16 protein-coding genes and 1 pseudogene are annotated in these 17372 nt (G+C 64.5%); 5 read left to right on the top strand and 12 right to left on the bottom strand.

The genetic code is table 11. The features are described 5' to 3' along the window. The first annotated feature begins 49 nt into the window (after positions 1-49). Entirely contained in the window at positions 50-940 is an 891-nt protein-coding gene (locus J1M86_RS19095; RefSeq protein WP_075841044.1) for a hypothetical protein, read from the top strand. A gap of 4 nt (positions 941-944) precedes the next feature. Here J1M86_RS19095 and J1M86_RS19100 read toward each other — a convergent pair whose 3' ends face one another. Genes J1M86_RS19100 through purS form a run of 3 tightly spaced genes read right to left on the bottom strand, consistent with a single transcriptional unit; the run spans position 945 to position 2261 of the window. Beyond that, positions 945-1295, bottom strand: coding sequence for a VOC family protein (locus J1M86_RS19100; RefSeq protein ID WP_075841043.1), 351 nt, complete (start codon positions 1293-1295; stop codon positions 945-947). 40 nt (positions 1296-1335) lie between these two features. After that, positions 1336-2028, bottom strand: coding sequence for a phosphoribosylformylglycinamidine synthase subunit PurQ (gene purQ, locus J1M86_RS19105; RefSeq protein WP_206510974.1), 693 nt, complete (start codon positions 2026-2028; stop codon positions 1336-1338). Further along, positions 2025-2261, bottom strand: coding sequence for a phosphoribosylformylglycinamidine synthase subunit PurS (gene purS, locus J1M86_RS19110; RefSeq protein ID WP_068370576.1), 237 nt, complete (start codon positions 2259-2261; stop codon positions 2025-2027). Before purS ends, purQ begins: the two co-directional genes overlap by 4 nt. Positions 2262-2350: 89 nt before the next feature. Here purS and J1M86_RS19115 point away from each other — a divergent pair, with 89 nt between their 5' ends. Beyond that, a complete protein-coding gene (locus J1M86_RS19115) occupies positions 2351-2995 on the top strand; it encodes an MBL fold metallo-hydrolase (protein WP_075841042.1) in 645 nt (214 codons plus the stop codon). Between the two features lie 398 nt (positions 2996-3393). Here the strand turns inward: J1M86_RS19115 and J1M86_RS19120 are convergent, their stop codons facing one another. The 3 genes from J1M86_RS19120 to J1M86_RS19130 all read right to left on the bottom strand — a co-directional run bounded on the left by J1M86_RS19120 (position 3394) and on the right by J1M86_RS19130 (position 6214). Further along, the gene (locus J1M86_RS19120; RefSeq protein ID WP_206510975.1) at positions 3394-4092 is read right to left on the bottom strand and encodes a DUF2334 domain-containing protein; all 699 of its coding nucleotides are present in this window, start codon (positions 4090-4092) and stop codon (positions 3394-3396) included. Between the two features lie 55 nt (positions 4093-4147). Then, positions 4148-4657, bottom strand: a complete 510-nt coding sequence (locus J1M86_RS19125; RefSeq protein WP_269417429.1) for a glutathione peroxidase — start codon at positions 4655-4657, stop codon at positions 4148-4150. A gap of 138 nt (positions 4658-4795) precedes the next feature. Next, entirely contained in the window at positions 4796-6214 is a 1419-nt protein-coding gene (locus tag J1M86_RS19130; protein ID WP_206510976.1) for a cation:dicarboxylase symporter family transporter, read from the bottom strand. 195 nt (positions 6215-6409) lie between these two features. Here J1M86_RS19130 and J1M86_RS19135 point away from each other — a divergent pair, with 195 nt between their 5' ends. Together J1M86_RS19135 and J1M86_RS19140 are read left to right on the top strand one after the other, a co-directional pair. Further along, complete coding sequence (locus J1M86_RS19135) at positions 6410-7909, top strand: sensor histidine kinase (protein ID WP_241260373.1); 1500 nt, start codon at positions 6410-6412, stop codon at positions 7907-7909. Next, positions 7906-8586 (top strand): response regulator, encoded by a 681-nt coding sequence (locus tag J1M86_RS19140; protein WP_075841039.1) that lies wholly within the window; start codon positions 7906-7908, stop codon positions 8584-8586. Before J1M86_RS19135 ends, J1M86_RS19140 begins: the two co-directional genes overlap by 4 nt. A 60-nt stretch (positions 8587-8646) precedes the next feature. Here the strand turns inward: J1M86_RS19140 and J1M86_RS19145 are convergent, their stop codons facing one another. Further along, positions 8647-10773, bottom strand: coding sequence for a S9 family peptidase (locus J1M86_RS19145; RefSeq protein WP_206510978.1), 2127 nt, complete (start codon positions 10771-10773; stop codon positions 8647-8649). Beyond that, positions 10770-11654, bottom strand: a complete 885-nt coding sequence (locus J1M86_RS19150; protein ID WP_206510979.1) for a phosphoribosylaminoimidazolesuccinocarboxamide synthase — start codon at positions 11652-11654, stop codon at positions 10770-10772. The genes J1M86_RS19145 and J1M86_RS19150 overlap by 4 nt, the downstream gene beginning before the upstream one ends. A 63-nt stretch (positions 11655-11717) precedes the next feature. Between J1M86_RS19150 and J1M86_RS19155 the strand changes: the two are divergent. Beyond that, a pseudogene (locus J1M86_RS19155) lies at positions 11718-13144 on the top strand (MDR family MFS transporter). 45 nt (positions 13145-13189) lie between these two features. Here J1M86_RS19155 and J1M86_RS19160 read toward each other — a convergent pair. The 4 genes from J1M86_RS19160 to J1M86_RS19175 form a co-directional block, all read right to left on the bottom strand. After that, positions 13190-14080 carry a siderophore-interacting protein gene (locus J1M86_RS19160; protein WP_206510980.1) on the bottom strand — a complete coding sequence of 297 codons (891 nt, stop codon included), beginning with the start codon at positions 14078-14080 and terminating at the stop codon, positions 13190-13192. 85 nt (positions 14081-14165) lie between these two features. Next, entirely contained in the window at positions 14166-15989 is a 1824-nt protein-coding gene (locus J1M86_RS19165) for a siderophore-interacting protein (RefSeq protein WP_206510981.1), read from the bottom strand. Positions 15990-16016: 27 nt separating this feature from the next. Next, complete coding sequence (locus J1M86_RS26725) at positions 16017-16244, bottom strand: phosphopantetheine-binding protein (protein ID WP_075841035.1); 228 nt, start codon at positions 16242-16244, stop codon at positions 16017-16019. A gap of 38 nt (positions 16245-16282) precedes the next feature. Next, complete coding sequence (locus J1M86_RS19175; protein WP_307786680.1) at positions 16283-17299, bottom strand: ABC transporter substrate-binding protein; 1017 nt, start codon at positions 17297-17299, stop codon at positions 16283-16285. Positions 17300-17372: the final 73 nt, after the last annotated feature.

Here is a 17372-nt window from a genome sequence, read left to right on the forward strand (position 1 = left end):
AACAGACCAAGAAGCGCTTCGGGGAGCACGGACAGCTACGGGGGAAGTCATGAGATTCGAATCGACAGCGGCAGATCAGGCGGCGCGAGCAACGAGTATTGCCATCATCAGGATGAAGGTCATCGAAGCCTTTCGCAGGCACGGCCTCGAGGTGAGACGGATCGACGCGACGACGCTGGGAGCGGATTCCGGTGTGCGCTTTCCGTTGGAGAACCTGCTGGCGGAGTGCCACGAGATGGGGCGCCCACTGTGGGACGAGGTGATCGATGTCCACACGCGATACATGGTGGAGGCGACCCGCGAAACGGATCCGTCCGAGCTGTCGGACGAGGAGTTCCTCGCCAAGGTGCGCGAACGAGTCGTCGCACCGTCCCTGCTGGCCGCGCTGGACGAGTACGCGTACTCACGACCGCTCATCGACGGGATCGCCGACGCGCCGCGACGTGCACTGGGCCTGTCCTATCCGGGCCGCACGTTGTTGCTGGCCGATCGACATCTCGCCGACCGCGACCTCGACACCGCGTGGCTCAGAGGTAGGAACAACACGGCTGCAGTGCCTTTCGATCGATACGAGGAGATGGTCAAGGACGACATCCGCATCGAGGTTCGGCGTGGCGACTCGATATTCCTCGCATCCAAGGTGGCCGACATGCCGCGACTGATCGCCGACCATCTCGGCGAAGCGCCGAACGGCGTACTGTTCGCGATCCCACACAGCCGCGAAATCGACTACTACCGGCCACGCGAAGCCGAGGCCACCGTCCGCGCCGCCGAACTACTCGCCGGCCTCGCACACATGCTGGGCCGCGATTCGCCGGCGCCGGTGTCACCGCGTGTCTTCTTCTGGAAGGACGGAGAGTTCTCGCAGGTGGCCGACGGGTACGACATCGCCCCGACCGGGCCGTTCGCGCAGACGTTGGCCGAACTCGTCGGTTGGTGAGAAGTCAGTGCCCCTCCGCTACACAGAAGACGTTGCCGTCGGGGTCCGCCATCGTCACCCAGCGGAAATCGCCCATGGAGTGCTGCGCGACCTCCGTCGCACCTGCCTCGAGCAGCTTCGCCACGTCATTATCCAATTCCTCGGTCGTCACGTCGAGGTGAAGCCGATTCTTGCCGGGAGTCGGATCCTCGACCTTCTGGAAGGCCAGCCGATAGGGCGCGGAGTCGAATACGACGACGTAGTACCAGCCGTCGTTCTCCTCCTCGATGGTGCCGCCCGCCTGCGCGGCCCACCAGCGCGCGAGCGGACCCGGATCGGTCGAATCGAACGTGATCATCGCGAGATTCAGTGTCATGTGGGCACACTAGCGCCGGCCACCGACACATTCGCTGCTGTCAGGCCGAGACGATCGCGTCCAGTGCCGAGTAGAAGATGCCGAGTCCGTCGTCGCTCGGTCCGGTGAGCGCTTCGGTGGCGTGCTCGGGGTGCGGCATGAGCCCGACGACACGTCCGTTGGGCGAGGAGATGCCGGCGATCTCGCGCTGGGAACCGTTGGGGTTGGATCCGCTGTAGCGGAACACCACGCGGCCCTCGCCCTCGAGTTCGTCGAGCACCTTCTCCGAAGCCTGGAAACGGCCCTCGGCATTCTTGACAGGGATGAGGATCTCGGCGCCGGCCTCGTACCGCGAGGACCACGCGGTCTCGGTGTTCTCCACCTTCAGCCACTGGTCACGGCACACGAAATGCAGGGCCTCGTTGCGCGTCAACGCACCGGGAAGCAGACCGACCTCGCACAGCACCTGGAATCCGTTGCAGATACCGAGCACGGGCATGCCGCCCTCAGCTGCTTTCACCACCGATTCCATCACCGGAGCGAACCGGGCGATGGCGCCGGCGCGGAGGTAGTCGCCGTACGAGAACCCGCCGGGCACGACGATGGCGTCGACGCCGCGAAGGTCGGCGTCGGCGTGCCACAGGCTGACGGCCTCACCGCCGGCGAGGGTGATGGCGCGGGAGGCGTCGACGTCGTCGAGGGTGCCGGGGAACGTGATGACGCCGACGCGGGCAGTCGAGCTGGGCGCACTCATGAGAGTCGGGTTACCTTCCAGTCCTCGATCACCGTATTGGCGAGCAGGGACTCGGCGATCTTTTCGAGTTCGGCGTCGTCGACACTGTCGTCGACCTCGAGCTCGAATCGCTTGCCCTGGCGGACATCGGACACTCCGGCCACGCCGAGACGTCCGAGCGCACCTGCGATGGCCTGACCCTGCGGGTCGAGAATTTCGGCCTTGGGCATGACGTCGACAACAACACGGGCCACGTGGGAGCTCCTCGAGATATAGGTACCGGCAGGTGGAGAGTCTACGCAGTACCTCGTGCAGGCGCGAAACTGCGCTTACTGTGGGAAATATGCGCCTGACCCACTTCGGACACTCCTGTGTACTCGTCGAGCTGAACGGCACCACGGTGCTCCTCGATCCGGGCAATTTCTCGCACGGCTTCGAGGGCATCACCGGACTCGACGCCATCCTGATCACGCACCAGCACCCGGATCACGTCGATCTCGAACGTCTGCCTGCGCTGCTGCAGGCAAACCCGAGCGCGCAGCTCTATGCCGATCCGATGACGGCCTCGCAGCTCGGCGAGCGCTGGACCACGACGAACGCGGGCGACGTCTTCACAGTCGGCGGGATTCAGGTGACAGGTGTGGGCGGAACGCATGCGGTGATCCATCCCGAGCTACCCACGATCGACAACACCGGCTACCTGCTCGGTACTCCGGAGAATCCTGCGCAGTTGTTCCACCCCGGCGACTCCCTGTTCGTCCCCGAGCAGAAGGTGGACGTGCTCGCGATCCCCGCTGCAGCGCCCTGGTCGAAGATTTCCGAAACGGTCGATTTCCTGCGCGCGGTGGCGCCGCGTGCCGCCTTCCCCATCCATCAGGCAATCGTCGCCGAGCAGGCCCGCGGGATCTTCTACGGACGGCTCACCGAGATGGCCGACGACGCCACCGAGTTCAGGACCTTCGCCGAGGAAACCAGCGTCGAGATCTAGCGGCTTCGCCGCATGTGAGCGAAAATGCATAGCCTGACACGTATTTCCGCTCACCTACGGCGGAGCCGTCCAAGCCGCCATTGCCCTCTCATGCAGACTCGCCGATGTCATGTGGGCGGGGATGAGCCCTACGATCGACGACAGGGGAAAGAGTTGACTCAACCAGTGAAAGCTCAGCGCATACTTTCACCGATCTTCGCAGCACTTGTTGTTGCGGGCATCCTGGTGGCCGTACTACTAGATCAGCCTTGGGCAGGGATTGTCGGCTGGGCGCTGACTGCAGTTTCCGCAACAGCCTGGTTGATCACGGTGCTGTGGCTGCAGCGAAGTTCGATACACAAGTAGACGCGCCTTCCCTTGCGCGAGAGCCTCAACCGCTCACACCGCGGCGAAGCCGTCTACGCCGCGCGGTGCACCGGACGAACGTGCTCGTACACGGCAGGCGTTGCACCGTTGTAGAGCGCGAGGTCGACCGCGTCGAGCATCGCCATGCGCGGTCCGCTGCGACCGAGCTGCTTGGCGCTGACGGCCAGGCGAACAAGCCCGTCTCGCCGGGCCGTGCGACCCGCGCCGATCACCAGCGCTCGACACCACCAGGGTTCGGCCTTGACGCCCTCGCCGATTCCGAGAACGCGGCCGCGCACCACGGTTCCGTTTTCCAGATCATGTATTGCGTTGATACCGGCTGTCATTCGAAACCCAGCATCCTGCAGAGCGGACATGGCTCCAGGCGAGGCCAGCCACCGCGGGGCCGCGAACACCCGTGTGCGCAAACCAGTCTGCTCCATCACGCGATCGGCCGCCATGAGCCGAAGCCGCGCCTCATGACGCGGAAGAGTGGCGAACTCGGCGCGGCGGCGCTTGGTGGCCGCCTGGTCGTAACCGTGCAACACGATAGCGTCTCCCCCGTCACGGCGGGCGCGCAACCACTCCTGCGTACCGGAATCGGTCACAAGCCGATACTTGTCCTTCAATCTAGGCGCGACGAGCAGAGAAACCGCCACCGACCGAGAGTCGAGCTCGCGGGCGAACTCTGCCGCGTGTTCGCAGGTCTCGTCCCTGATTCCGCTAATCGACACGATCAGTCGTCCAGACATGACTCGAGCCTCGCACACCGTGGTGAACGAGGCTCGACGTCGACATGGATGCCGGTTAAACGGCCATCGTTTCCTTGGGGAGAATCCTGTCGATTGCCGCCAGCACCTCGGGTGCATCGGGCTCGGTGCGTGGGCGGAAACGGTTGGTGACGACACCGTCGGGCGAGATCAGGAACTTCTCGAAGTTCCACGTAATGTCACCGGCCTGGCCGTCGGCGTCCTCGGTTTTCGTCAGCTCGGCGTAGAGCGGGTGCCGGTTCTCGCCGTTGACCTCGATCTTCTCCATCATCGGGAAGGTGACGCCATACGTGGTGGAGCAGAAAGTTTCGATCTCCTCGGCGTTTCCGGGCTCCTGGCCGCCGAACTGGTTGCACGGGATGCCGATGACCGACAGGCCCTGCGCGGAGTACTCGGTGGCCAACTTCTCGAGGCTGGCGTACTGAGGCGTCAGGCCACATTTCGAGGCGACATTGACAACTAGGACCGCCCTGCCTGCGTACTCGTCGAGAGAAGTGGGCGCACCGCCCAGCGTGTTGATGCCGATATTCTGGACTTCAGTCATCACACGAACTTACCTGTGAGTACCCAACTACGGGGAATCGACCAGGCGAGAACACACCAGGAGCGGCCACCTACCTGCGGTGGCCGCTCCTGGTGCTTCACCGAACCGGGCGCCGGTGGGATGCGCGGCGCCCGGCAGATTTCACGCCTTGGCGTGCTCTTCCACGACCAGGCGCTTGTCGGTCGGCCTGTCGTCCCCACCCGCGGCGTGGCGATCGTCCTCGGGGAGATGATCGTCGACCATGGTTTCCTCGTCGAACGGGAGGTTTCCGTCGAGGACGGTCTTGACGCGGGAGGCGTCCACGGTCTTGGTCCAGGTGCCGACCAGCAGGGTGGCGACGGCGTTGCCGGAGAAGTTGGTGAGCGCACGCGCCTCGGACATGAACCGGTCGATGCCGACGATGAGGCCGACTCCGTCGAGCAATTCCGGACGGTGGCTCTGCAGGCCACCGGCCAGCGTCGCCAAGCCGGCGCCGGAGACGCCTGCTGCGCCCTTGCTGGCGATGATCATGAACAGCAGCAACGAGAACTGCTCGGGGATCGAGAGCGGCATGTTCATCGCGTCGGCGATGAAGATCGAGGCCATCGTCAGGTAGATCGCGGTGCCGTCGAGGTTGAACGAGTAGCCGGTCGGAACCACGATGCCGACGGTGGTGCGCTCGACGCCGACGTGCTCCATCTTGGCGATCAGTCGCGGCAGGGCCGACTCGGAGGAACTGGTGGCAACGATGAGCAGGTATTCACGGGCCAGGTACCTGACCAGCTTGAAGATGGACACTCCGGACACGAAGCGCAGGATCGTGCCGAGGAAGAAGAACACGAAGATGAAGCAGGTGATGTAGAACGCCAGCATCAGGGTGCCGAGCTGGATGACCGCGTCGAACCCGGTCTTGCCGACGACGCCTGCGATGGCACCGAATGCGCCGATCGGAGCGAGCCACAGGATCATGGTCAGAATGCGGAACACGAGCTTCTGCACCGATGCGATGCCCTTGAGGATGCCTTCACCTTGCTTGCCCATCGCCTGCAGGGCGAAGCCGACGAGGATGGCGACGAACAGAGTTTGCAGCACACTTCCGGCGGTCAGCGAGGACACCAGTGTCTCGGGAATGATGCCGGCAATGAAGTCCATGGTGCCGCCTGCGCCCTCGGCTGCGGCTGCATACTGGGAGCCCCCACCGGACGGGATGTCGAGGCCGCTACCGGGCTGAATGAGGTTGCCGACGACCATGCCGATGCCGAGGGCGATGGTCGACATGCCGATGAAGTAGGCGAGCGCCAGGCCACCGACCTTGCCGACACTGGCTGCCGCTCGTACCGAACCGATGCCGAGCACGATGGTGCAGAAGATGACCGGGCTGATCATCATCTTGATAAGACTGACGAACAGCGTTCCGAGCACTGCCAATTCGGTGGCGAAGTCCTTGGCGGTCAACCCGACGATCACGCCGGCGACGACGGCGATGATCACCGCGATGTACAGCCAATGGGTCTTGTCGCGCTTTTTCTTGGGCGTGGGATCCGGTGTGCGGTTCGCGTCGCCGTCGATGGTGATAGTCATGGGTACGTCCTTCGTGACTTCGGTGGAGTGAGGTGAATCACGCCTTGCTGAGGGACGATGTTTGTTGAGATCGTGACGCCAGTCACCTATACGTTCATTCTGTTCACAGGTTCGACCGAAAGAATCGAGGCACACCAGGTGTCGAAGCGCCCGACGAGCGTTGCGGGGCAGGTGCTCGTCCTGCAGTTGGTCGTCATGGCCGTGGTCGTGATGGCGGGCGCGGCCCTCACCATCGCGAACGAAAGATCCAACAGCGACGATGCCGCGAGACGCGAGGTCGTGGCGGTCGCCGCCAGCATCGCGAACGAGCCCTCCACCGCGCTTGCCGTCACCTCGGCGGATCCGACGACTCCGCTTCAACCCGAGACCGAACGGATCCGCGCGATCACCGGCGTCGATTTCATCGTCGTGATGGCACCGGACCGCACCCGTTTCACTCACACGACGCCCGAGTTGATCGGAAAGCCGTTCAGCGGGAACATAGATCGCGCTCTGGCCGGTGAAACGTTCACCGAGACTTACGTGGGCTCACTCGGGCCGTCGATCCGGTCGGTCACCCCGATCACGGACACCGACGGCAACATCGTGGGACTGGTGTCGGCAGGTGTCACCCGCGCGAGGATCAGCGACCAGTTCTTCGACGGTCTCCCGGTCATCATCGGGGTCGTCCTTGCCGCATTCATCGTGGCCGCCGTCGGATCGGTGCTGCTCAGCAGGCGTCTTCGGCGTCAGACGCTCGGGATGGCACCGGACGAGCTACGCACGATGTACGAGCATCACGACGCGGTGCTCCATTCCATCGGTGAAGGTCTGGTCGTGTTCGGCCGCGACGGCAATGCAGAGCTCGTCAACGACGAAGCCCGGCGACTGCTGGACCTCCCCGACGGACCGGTACGACGCAGCGATCTCCCGGAGTCACTGCAACACATGGAGTCCGGCACTGTCGACGGAGAACTGCATCTCACCGACACTCGGATCCTCGTCGTCAGCCAGGACCCGGTGATCTGGGACGACCGCCGACTGGGAGATGTGCTGACCATCCGCGATCGGACCGAACTGCAGGGCGTGATGGGCGAACTCGACTCCGTGCGCAGCTTCGCCGAGTCGTTGCGTTCGCAGGCTCACGAATCGGCCAACAGGCTGCACACCGTCATCACGATGGTCGAGCTCGGACGACACTCGGAAGCAGTCGATTTCGCAACCGCCGACCTCGAGCTGTCGCAGCACCTGATCGACCGGTTGATGGGTTCGGTCAACGAGCCGGCCCTGGCAGCGCTCCTGCTCGGCAAGGTCAGTCAGGCGGCCGAGCAGGGCGTCGAACTGACGATCACGGACGACACCGGACTAGATCACGCGGGCAGGGTCACCGCACGCGAACTGGTCACGCTGGTGGGCAATCTGATAGACAATGCAATCGATGCCTCGAAGAAATCGGACCAACCATGGGTCGAAGTGACCGTGCGTGATTCGGCGACCGAGCTCGTGGTACGAGTCTCCGACAGCGGACCGGGCATGTCCGCCGACGTCCTGCAGAGCGCACTGACCCGCGGGTACTCCACCAAAGCCGACTCCCGCGGCCTCGGCCTGGCGCTGGTTTCCCAGGTGGTCAACCGCTATCGCGGAACGTTGACCTCGGAGATCACCTACGGTTCGGTACTGACCGCGACGATCCCCACCACCCGGAGCGAATCGTGATCAGAGTATTGATCGTCGAGGATGAGCCGCTCATCGCCGAGGCGCATCGAACGTACGTCGAGCGGGTGCCGGGCTTCACCGTGGTCGGCACCGCGCACACCGGTTCGGCCGCCATGCGCGCAGCCAGCGAAGCCGTCGATCCGGTCGATCTGGTGCTGCTGGACATCGGCCTGCCCGACGCCAACGGGATCGACGTCGCGGCTGCGCTTGGTGGTCTGCGCCCGAGTCCCGACGTCATCGCCATCACCTCGGAGCGCGACCTGGCCGTGGTGCGCTCGGCCGTCGCGCACGGGGTGGTGCTGTATCTGCTCAAACCGTTCACGTTCGCTGCGTTCCGCGACAAGCTCGAGCGCTACCGCGAGTTCCACGACGCCCTGCCTGCGGGTGCCAATGCTGCCAGCCAGCGTGAGATCGACCGAGCGATGTCACACCTGCGTACCGCCGACGAACGCGCTTCCACTCCCAAAGGCATTGCCCCGCAGACGATGGACGGGGTTACCGCCATCGTCCGCGAGGCACCGGACGGCCTCAATGCCTCCGAGGCAGCCAAGCTCGTCGGGGTCTCCCGCGTCACTGCCTGGCGGTATCTCGAGCGGCTCGCCGACGACGGACTCGTCGTGCGGCACACCGAGTACGGCAAGGCCGGGCGCCCGCAGGTCCGCTACGTCTGGCGCTGACGCGCATGTGAGTGGAAATACGTGTCCTGCTATGTATTTCCACGCACATGCGGGAAGCGCCTAGGCGCCGGTCTGCTGCACGATCCAGGCGTACTCGAACGCCACTTCCTTCCACTTCTCGTAGCGCCCGCTGACGCCGCCGTGCCCGGCGTTCATCTCGGTCTTGAGCAGTAGATCGGAATCACCGGTCTTGGTAGCACGCAGAGCCGCAACCCATTTGGCCGGTTCGACGTAGAGCACGCGGGTGTCGTTGATGGATGTGATCGCGAGGATCGCCGGGTAGTCCTTGGCTTCGACGTTCTCGTAGGGGCTGTAGGACTTCATGTAGTCGTACACCGCCTTGTCCGCCAGTGGATTGCCCCACTCGTCCCACTCGATCACCGTCAGTGGCAGCGACGGGTCGAGAATGGAGGTCAAGGGATCCACGAACGGAACGTTCGCGAGAATGCCGTTGAAGAGCTCGGGTGCGAGGTTTGCGACCGCACCCATCAGCAACCCGCCTGCGCTGCCGCCGTCGGCGACGAGATGCTTCGGCGACGTGCGGCCCGAGTCGATCAGATGACGTGCTGCGGCGACGAAGTCGGTGAAGGTGTTCTTCTTCGTCAGCGTCTTGCCGCTGTCGTACCAGTGCCGGCCCATTTCGCCGCCGCCGCGCACGTGCGCAACCACGAAGACGATTCCACGGTCCAGCAGCGACAGCCGGGCCACCGAGAAAGCCGGGTCCATCGATGCCTCGTACGAGCCATAGCCGTACAGCAGGGTCGGGGCCGGTCCGTCGGGCACATCCTTGCGGGCGATGATCGAGAGCGGGATCCGCGTTCCGTCCTCCGCCGTGGCCCAATCACGATGCTGCACATAGTTGCCCGCGTCGAAATCGCCGAGCACCGGCTGCGACTTTCGCAGCAGCAGCTCACCCGACTTCAGGTCGTAGTCGTACACTTTCGCCGGAGTGACGAACGAGGTGTAGACCATACGTAGCAGTGGCTGATCCCACTCGGGGTTCGCCCCGGCGCCGACGGCGAAGAGTTCCTCGTCGAACTCCATTTCGTGGTATTCGCCGTAGCCGTTGTCATCGAGCGGCCAGATCGCCAGCCGCATCAACGCCTCTCGGCGATAGTTGAGCACGAGGTGATCAGCGAAAGCGTCGACATCCTCGAGGCGTACGTCCTCGCGGTGCGCGACGATGATCGTCTGGTCCGCCGGATCGTCGACGGGAGCCTCTGCGAGCAGGAAGTTCTCCGCCTTCGCGCCGTCGGTGCCCCAGCCGTCGACGGATCCGTTGTGCTGGATGAGGAATCGATCCTCGCCCTTTACCACCGCATGTTCGACGCTGTACTCCACCCCGTCCACGCGCGGCAGGACGACCCGAAATTCACCCTTCGGGTTCTCGGATTCGAGAACGAGGCATTCGGAGGTGACCTTCGACCCGACGTAGATCAGCAGGTACTTCTCACTGCGAGTGGAGCCGAACCCGACCCAGTAGCTCTCGTCGGGTTCGTGGAAGACCTGCACGTCCGTCTCGTTGGGCGTCCCCAGTTCGTGACGCCACACGCTGTCCGGACGCCAAGACTCGTCGACGGTCTGATAGAACACGTGAGTGTGATCGTAGGACCAGGTCGCCCCGGCCGAGATTCGTTCGATCTCGTCGGCCAGCATTTCACCGGTCCGTAGGTCCTTGAAGCGCAGTGTGTACCGCTCGTCGCCCTCGGTGTCGGTGGAGTAGGCAAGCAAATTGCCGTCCCGGCTGATGGAGAAGGCCCCGATCGAGAAGAAGTCGTGCCCCTCCGCCTCGAGGTTGGCGTCGAGCAGAATCTGCTCACCGGAGATGTCGGTATCGCTGGAGAGCGTCGGCGGTGTCCAGTCGTCGGGAGAGTCGACGGGGCAACGGCATTGCAGACCATACGATTTGCCCTCGATGGTCCGTGAGTAGTACCACCATTCGCCCATGCGTGTCGGCACGGACAGGTCGGTCTCCTGCGTGCGGGACTTGATCTCGTCGAAGATCTTTCCTCGCAACGGCTCGAGTCCCGCGGTCTGCTGCTCGGTGTGGGCGTTCTCCGCTTCGAGGTATGCAATGACCTCGGGGTCTTCCTTCGCCCGCAGCCATTCGTAGTTGTCGACGAAGGTGTCTCCGTGGTGGGTGCGCTCGTGCGGGACTTTCTTGGCAACAGGCGGAGTGATCGTCATGGCTTGACCCAATCGTCGAAGTTCAGACCCGAAATTCGTTCGTAGGCCTCGATGTATCGCAGACGCGTCGATGCGACGACGTCGTCCGGGAGCGCGGGAGGCGGGGTGTCGCCGCGGCGATCCCAGCCCGACTCCTCGGTCAACCAGTCGCGGACGTACTGCTTGTCGAAACTCGGTTGTACCTTGCCCTCGGCATAGCCCTCGGCCGGCCAGTACCGCGAGGAGTCCGGTGTGAGTACCTCGTCGGCAAGAACGAGTTGCCCGTCGGGATCGAGTCCGAACTCGAACTTCGTGTCCGCCAGTATGATTCCGCGGTCGAGCGCGAAGCTCGCAGCCTGGTCGTAGATCTCGAGGGTCTTCTCCCGCAGTTCGGTGGCCAGCTTCTCACCGACCTTGTCGACCACGGCGTCGAAGTCCACGTTCTCGTCGTGCTCACCCATCGCAGCCTTGGCAGCCGGGGTGAAGATGGGGGCGTCGAGTTTGCTCGACTCGACGAGGCCCGCCGGCAGCGCGACGCCGCAGACGGCTCCGGTTCGGCGGTAATCGGCGAGACCGGACCCGGTGAGGTACCCGCGGGCGACGCATTCGATGGGCACCATCTCGAGCCTGCGCACGAGAAGAGCACGGCCGATCAGTTCCTGCGGAATGCGCTCGTCGAGCGGGTCGCCGGCGAGGTGGTTCACCCCACCGAGTTCGGCGAAGAAGAACACGCTCATCGCGGTCAGGACCCGCCCCTTGTCGGGGATCGGGGTGTCGAGTACGTGGTCGTATGCGGAGATTCGATCGCTCGCGACGAGAAGCAGATGGTCGTCGTCGACGACATAGAGGTCGCGAACCTTGCCGCCGGCCACATGCTGGTAGCTACTGAGAGTTGGGCGCACGAAATCAACCCTATCTTCCCCTGGTGGCGACCCGTCTCGCTGCCAGGACAACAATGGTTGGTAATGACAACGAACAGTGGGATCTCGAACAGCGAGGGCATCGGATTCAGGTCCGAGCGTGGGCCTGTGCTCATCGCGATCATGCTCAGCACCTCACTCGTCGCGCTGGACTCGACGATCATCGCCACTGCCGTGTTGACCATCGTCGGCGATTTGGGCGGTTTCAACCAGTTTCCCTGGCTGTTCTCGATCTATCTGCTGGCGCAGGCGGTATCCGTTCCGGTCTACGGCAAGCTCGCCGATCTGTTCGGTCGCAAGAAGATCATGCTGTTCGGGATCGGCGTCTTCCTGCTCGGCTCGATTCTGTGCGGGTTGGCGTGGAGCATGCCAGCGCTCATCGCGTTCCGCGCGATCCAGGGTCTCGGCGCCGGGGCTGTGCAGCCGATGTCCATCACCATCGCCGGCGACATCTACACCTCGCCGAACGCGCCAAGGTGCAGGGGTATCTGGCAAGCGTGTGGGCGATGTCCGCGGTACTGGGCCCAGCGCTCGGTGGCATCTTTTCGGAGTATCTCTCGTGGCGGTGGATCTTCTTCGTCAACATCCCGCTGTGCATCTTGGCTGCCTGGATGCTGATCCGACGCTTCCACGAGGGTGAGATGAGCCGTCGACGGCCCAAGATCGACTACCTCGGTGCCGGCCTTCTCACGATCGGGGCTGCGGCGGTGCTGCTCGGGTTGCTCGAAGGTGGCCAGGCCTGGAGCTGGACATCAGGCGCTTCCGTCGCGATCTTCACCGTCGGCATTGCCTCTCTGGCACTGTTCGCCTGGCAGCAGAGCCGCGCCCCGGAGCCGATACTGCCGCTGTGGGTGTTCACTCGTCGGGTGCTGGTCGTCAGCAGTCTGATCTCTCTGCTCGTCGGCGCCCTCGTGCTCGGATTGACGTCGTACATCCCCACCTTCGTGCAGGGAGTACTCGGCACCGGTGCGATCGTGGCGGGTTTTTCGCTGGCGACGTTGACGATCGGGTGGCCGATCGCGGCCTCGCAGTCCGGCAGGTTCTATCTGCGGTTCGGTTTCCGTGCGACGGCGTTGACGGGCGGGACGATCGCCGTCATCGGGTCCATCCTCGGGTCGCTGATCACGGAGAACTCACAGATCTGGCAGATCGCGACGGTGTGCTTCGTCATCGGTCTCGGCCTGGGGCTGATCGCGAGCCCGACGCTGATCGCCGCTCAGTCGAGCGTGGAGTGGTCCGAGCGGGGCGTCGCCACCTCGACGAACATGTTCGCGCGCTCCATCGGAAGCGCCGTGGGCGTCGCGATCTTCGGTGCGATCGTCAACTCCCGCATCTCCGGTCCCGGCGAACCCGACCCGGGCCAGCTGTCCGACGCCATCCACCTGGTATTTCTGGGCGTCGCCGCGGCGGCGGTGCTCATGCTCGCGGCGGCGACTCTGATGCCCAAGGCGCCCAAAGGCACAGGTGCGTGAAAATACATAGCAGGACACGTATTTCCACGCACATGCGCGGAGCGCCTAGAGACCGACGCGCTCGAGCATCGCGTCGAATTCGTCGCTCGCCTCGGCCTGGGTGCGCCCCGCTGCGAGGGCGCCGTTGTACACCGCGAGGGCTTCTTCCTGGTACGCCTTGTACTTCTCGAGCCACTGCTCGGAGTTGACCCGCCAGTAGCCGATGATCTCGAACTGCCGTACCGGAAATCCCAACACCTTGCGGACGTACTTTCGCACCGCACGTGAGGTCGAGGCCTCACCGGCGAACCAGACGTAGCCTTCACCGTCCGGGAGCTCGAAGTTCTCGACCGCGTTCTCGAGCACGCTCGCGCAGTCACCGTTGCCGGAGCCGACGCGCCAGTCGTAGGTCACCTCGCCTGCGGTCTCGAAAGTCTGGATGTCCCCGCGTTCGAGCACCTCGACGATGACGTGCGCGCGGGCTCCGGCCGGAAGCTGCTCGACGGCTCGTCCCAGGGCGGGTAGCCCTGTCATGTCGGCGACGAGCAACTGCCACCGCGCGGTCTCGGGAACGTTGTACCAGCGGCGCGGCCGAGTGAGCAGAATGGTCTGCCCTGCGGTGGCGCTGAGCGCCCAGGCGGATGCGACGCCGCCCTCGTGGGCGACGAAGTCGATCACCAAGCGTCCCGAAGCCGGGTCGAATCGGCGAACCGTGTAGTTACGGCCCTCCGGGATCGGATCGATGCCGTGGAACCACCACACGCCGTCGATCGCGGTCATGGCAGGTGGGCGGTCCTCGCCGTCGCGGGGGAAGAAGACGGTTACACATTCGTCGGGCGAACCGTTGGAGACGTACTGTGCGATGTCCTCGCCCCCGAACGTCACGCGCACCATGTGCGGTGTCAGCTGCGCGGCGTCGACGACCTCCGCGAACCAGCAGCCTGCTTTCTCCGTCATTCACCGTCCTCGTTCCAGCGCTCGTACGTGTCGGTGGCCCCTCTGCTCGGGTGCTTTCGAGTCTCGCACACCGGCACATCCGCGCTCACGTGTGCGAGGCCGCCGAGAATTCGACGACGGTCGATCCCCAGCCCAGTGGGCCGAACCGCGGCACGCCGCCGTTCGCCTCGGACACGAGCGCAGCCAGTTCGGCCTCGGTGCGCAGTCCTGATCCGTACAGGCACAGCCTGCGCAGGTCGTCCTCGGTGTCGTGGTCGTCGGTGGTCGAGGGATCGAGCAGGTCGGTCACCAGGACGACGCGTTGTGCGGAGCCGACCAGAGTGCGCACGAGCAGAGCGGCATCGGCGTCGGGGAGCATGTCGACGACACCGACAGCCACAGCCAGGTCCACCGGCACTGCGAGAGGAGTGAACTCGCTGGCATCGATGCGCTGAATGCGGTCGCGGCGTGCACCGGCGACGTCGGCGAGGTTTCTCTCCCCCAGCGCAGGAAGTCCGACGAGGAAGATCTCGAGATCCGACAGTAACCGTGCCAACGTATCGGCGTACACGCCTGCGCCCTCGCCGTAGACGGCGATGCTGCGCACGTCGGTCAGGTCGATTGCGTCGGGAAGCGCTGGTGCGCGGTACACCGCCTCGAACGAGGCCTCCTCGTGATACCAAGTCGCGAAACCCGGTTCGAGTGCCTTGTCGACGAAACCGTGACCGGTTGCGGGAGAGCCTGTGCGCACCGCGTCGAGCAGCCCGAGAAATGCCATGTCCATCCGGGTGTGAATACTGTCGAATTTCAGTGACTGAGCGACGAACGCATCCTCGTCGGCGAGAAGCGATCCCATCTCGGTCAGGCCGTACCCTGCATCGGATGCCGTGAGCAGACCCATGAGCGCGAGGTGGCGCAGCAGTTTCTCCGTGGCCGATGGGTGCGATTGGCACTGCGCAGCAATGGCTTCCACCGTATCTGCTCCACCGTCGATCGCGGAGAACATCCCCAACGTCACAGCTGTTCTGATTGCCAACGGTGGCAACAACTCCGAGAGCTCGTGCAGTTTCTCGGCTGCGCCGTCCTCGCCGGTCGCGGCCGGGTCGCTGTCCGGCGCGGCCTCACGCCGCTTCCAGTAGCCGGCGATTTCGATGAACTGCTTGCCGAGCAGCTTGTCCTGCTTGGCCCAGCGTCGCAGCGGCTTGATGGTCGTCGCCTCCCCTGCCACCCACAGGTACGGCTGACCGGGTCGCCACCGAGCAGCCTGGACGGTCTCGACCAAGCGAGATTCCCCCTCGCTCTCGGACCGGTACAGCCACGTGATGTCCACGTCGGCATCGGATTTCAGGTCCTGGCGATGTGCGGGTTCGGCAACCTCTATCACCACGGTGGCGGGTAGCTCTGGGGGCAGCTTTTCGAGGCAGTGCGCGATGGCGGGCAGGGCCGTCTCGTCGCCTGCGACGAGCATCCAGTCCACACCGCGCGGAAGGGAGGACGAGTGCTTCGGTCCAGCAACGAGGATCTTCTCTCCGGGCTGCACTCGCGCGGCCCACTCAGCGGCGAGCCCGCCCTCGTGCACGACGAAGTCGATATCCATCTCACGTGCGTGCGCGTCGAATCTACGCACCGTGTACGTCCGGCTGTACTGGAACGAACCCGAGGGCCAGTCGACAGTCCCGTCCGAGGAGTTCTTGGGCACCTCGAACGGGAGCGTGCCCGTCGCCGGATCGACCGGCAACAATTTGATGTCGTCGTCGAAACCGTTGGTACACACCGGAGGCAGGTCGACACCGTCGCGGACGTGCCGATCCATCGACGGTCCGCCGATCGTTACCCGCCGCATACCCGGCGTGACGTCCTCGACCCGCAGTACATCCATCTCACGCATGCGGATCGGAAAGACCTCGACCTCGCGGACGGTTCCCGCCATCGAAAAAACTCCTCTTGTTCGTGTTGTTCAGTACTCGCCCAGCGCAACGGCCACCCAGGCCGACACGGTCGGATCGGCTGCGAGCGTAGGAAAGTCGACATCCGGTGCACCCGCAGACCGCCATCGCTCCACCAACCCCATGATTCGGATGGAATCCAAACCCTCGTCGAGCAGATTCATCTCGTCACTGATCGACGAGCGCGGCTGATCGAGGGCGGTGGCGATATCACCGATGACGGTCTCGCGGGTGAGCACAGTTCCTTCTCTTTTCTGATACTGGGCAAACACTTCTGCTACTGCGCGAACGTTTCCTCGACCAGGTCGAGGGTTCCCATGACGCCGTCGTAGTCGGGGCGGTAGCTCGTTGCGGGGAGCTCGTAGACCTGGTTCTCCGCGAATGCGGGCAGCGAGGTGTACAGCGGATCCTGCTGCAGCTGCTCGAGGGAGCGACCGGCGACCGGAACGACGAACATCACCGGGGCATCGCCCACCTGCGTGAGTAGTTCGTTGCTGATGATGAACGAGTCACCCGAGCCGTAGAGCTCCGGGTTGTTCGCCTTGGTCATCACGTCGTCCGCCTCGAAGCCGACGCTGGCGAGCAGCTCCGGCAGCGCCGCGGTCGGCGGGATGAACGCCGGCTCGTCGGTGGCGAGGGACAGGAAGTAGGCAACCGGAGCCCCCGGAACGGTGATGGACTCCTTCACCTCGGCCACCTTGTCCTCGTAGGCCTCCAAGAGGCCGTCGACCTTGTCGCTCTCGCCGGCGGCGTCGGCCACGGCTTCGAGCTCGCCCTGCCACGTATTGACCGAGGACGGGATCAGCACCGTGGGCGCGATGGCTGCGAGCTGGTCGTAGGCCTCCTCTGCCAGCACGGCGGAAAAGCCCTGCCCACCTCCGATGATCAGGTCGGGCTCGGCCAGCGCGATGGCCTCGATGTTGAGGGTCTCGCCGGCGGGCAACTCCTCGGTGCCCTGCGCCTCGGCCTTCTCTGCCCACTGGGGAGGGAAGCCGCCATCGAGATTGGTGACACCGAGCAAGCGTGTGTCGGTGATCGCGATCGGAGCGTCGAGCGTGAAAAGGTACCCGGCGAGCCCGGCCGAGAGCACCGCGATGCGCTGCGGTTCCGCTGGAACGGTGATCTCGCCGCGGCTGGTCTCGACGGTCCGAGTGTCACTGCTGTTCGCCTCGCCGGTGGCGGTATCGGGGGTGTCGTCGCTGCCGCACGCGGCGAGTCCGAGGGTGACGGCAGCAACTGCGGCCACCGCGACGATCCTGCGCAAGCCGCGTCCGCGGGACTGTGAATCTGACACTGTAGATCCTTTCGAGATCATCGTTCTAATCCCCGGTCGGCGTTCTACCGACTCAGCAGGAAGGAAGCTTAGG

This window comes from Rhodococcus sp. KRD197 (genome assembly GCF_017168235.1).
Classification (GTDB): Bacteria; Actinomycetota; Actinomycetes; order Mycobacteriales; family Mycobacteriaceae; genus Rhodococcoides.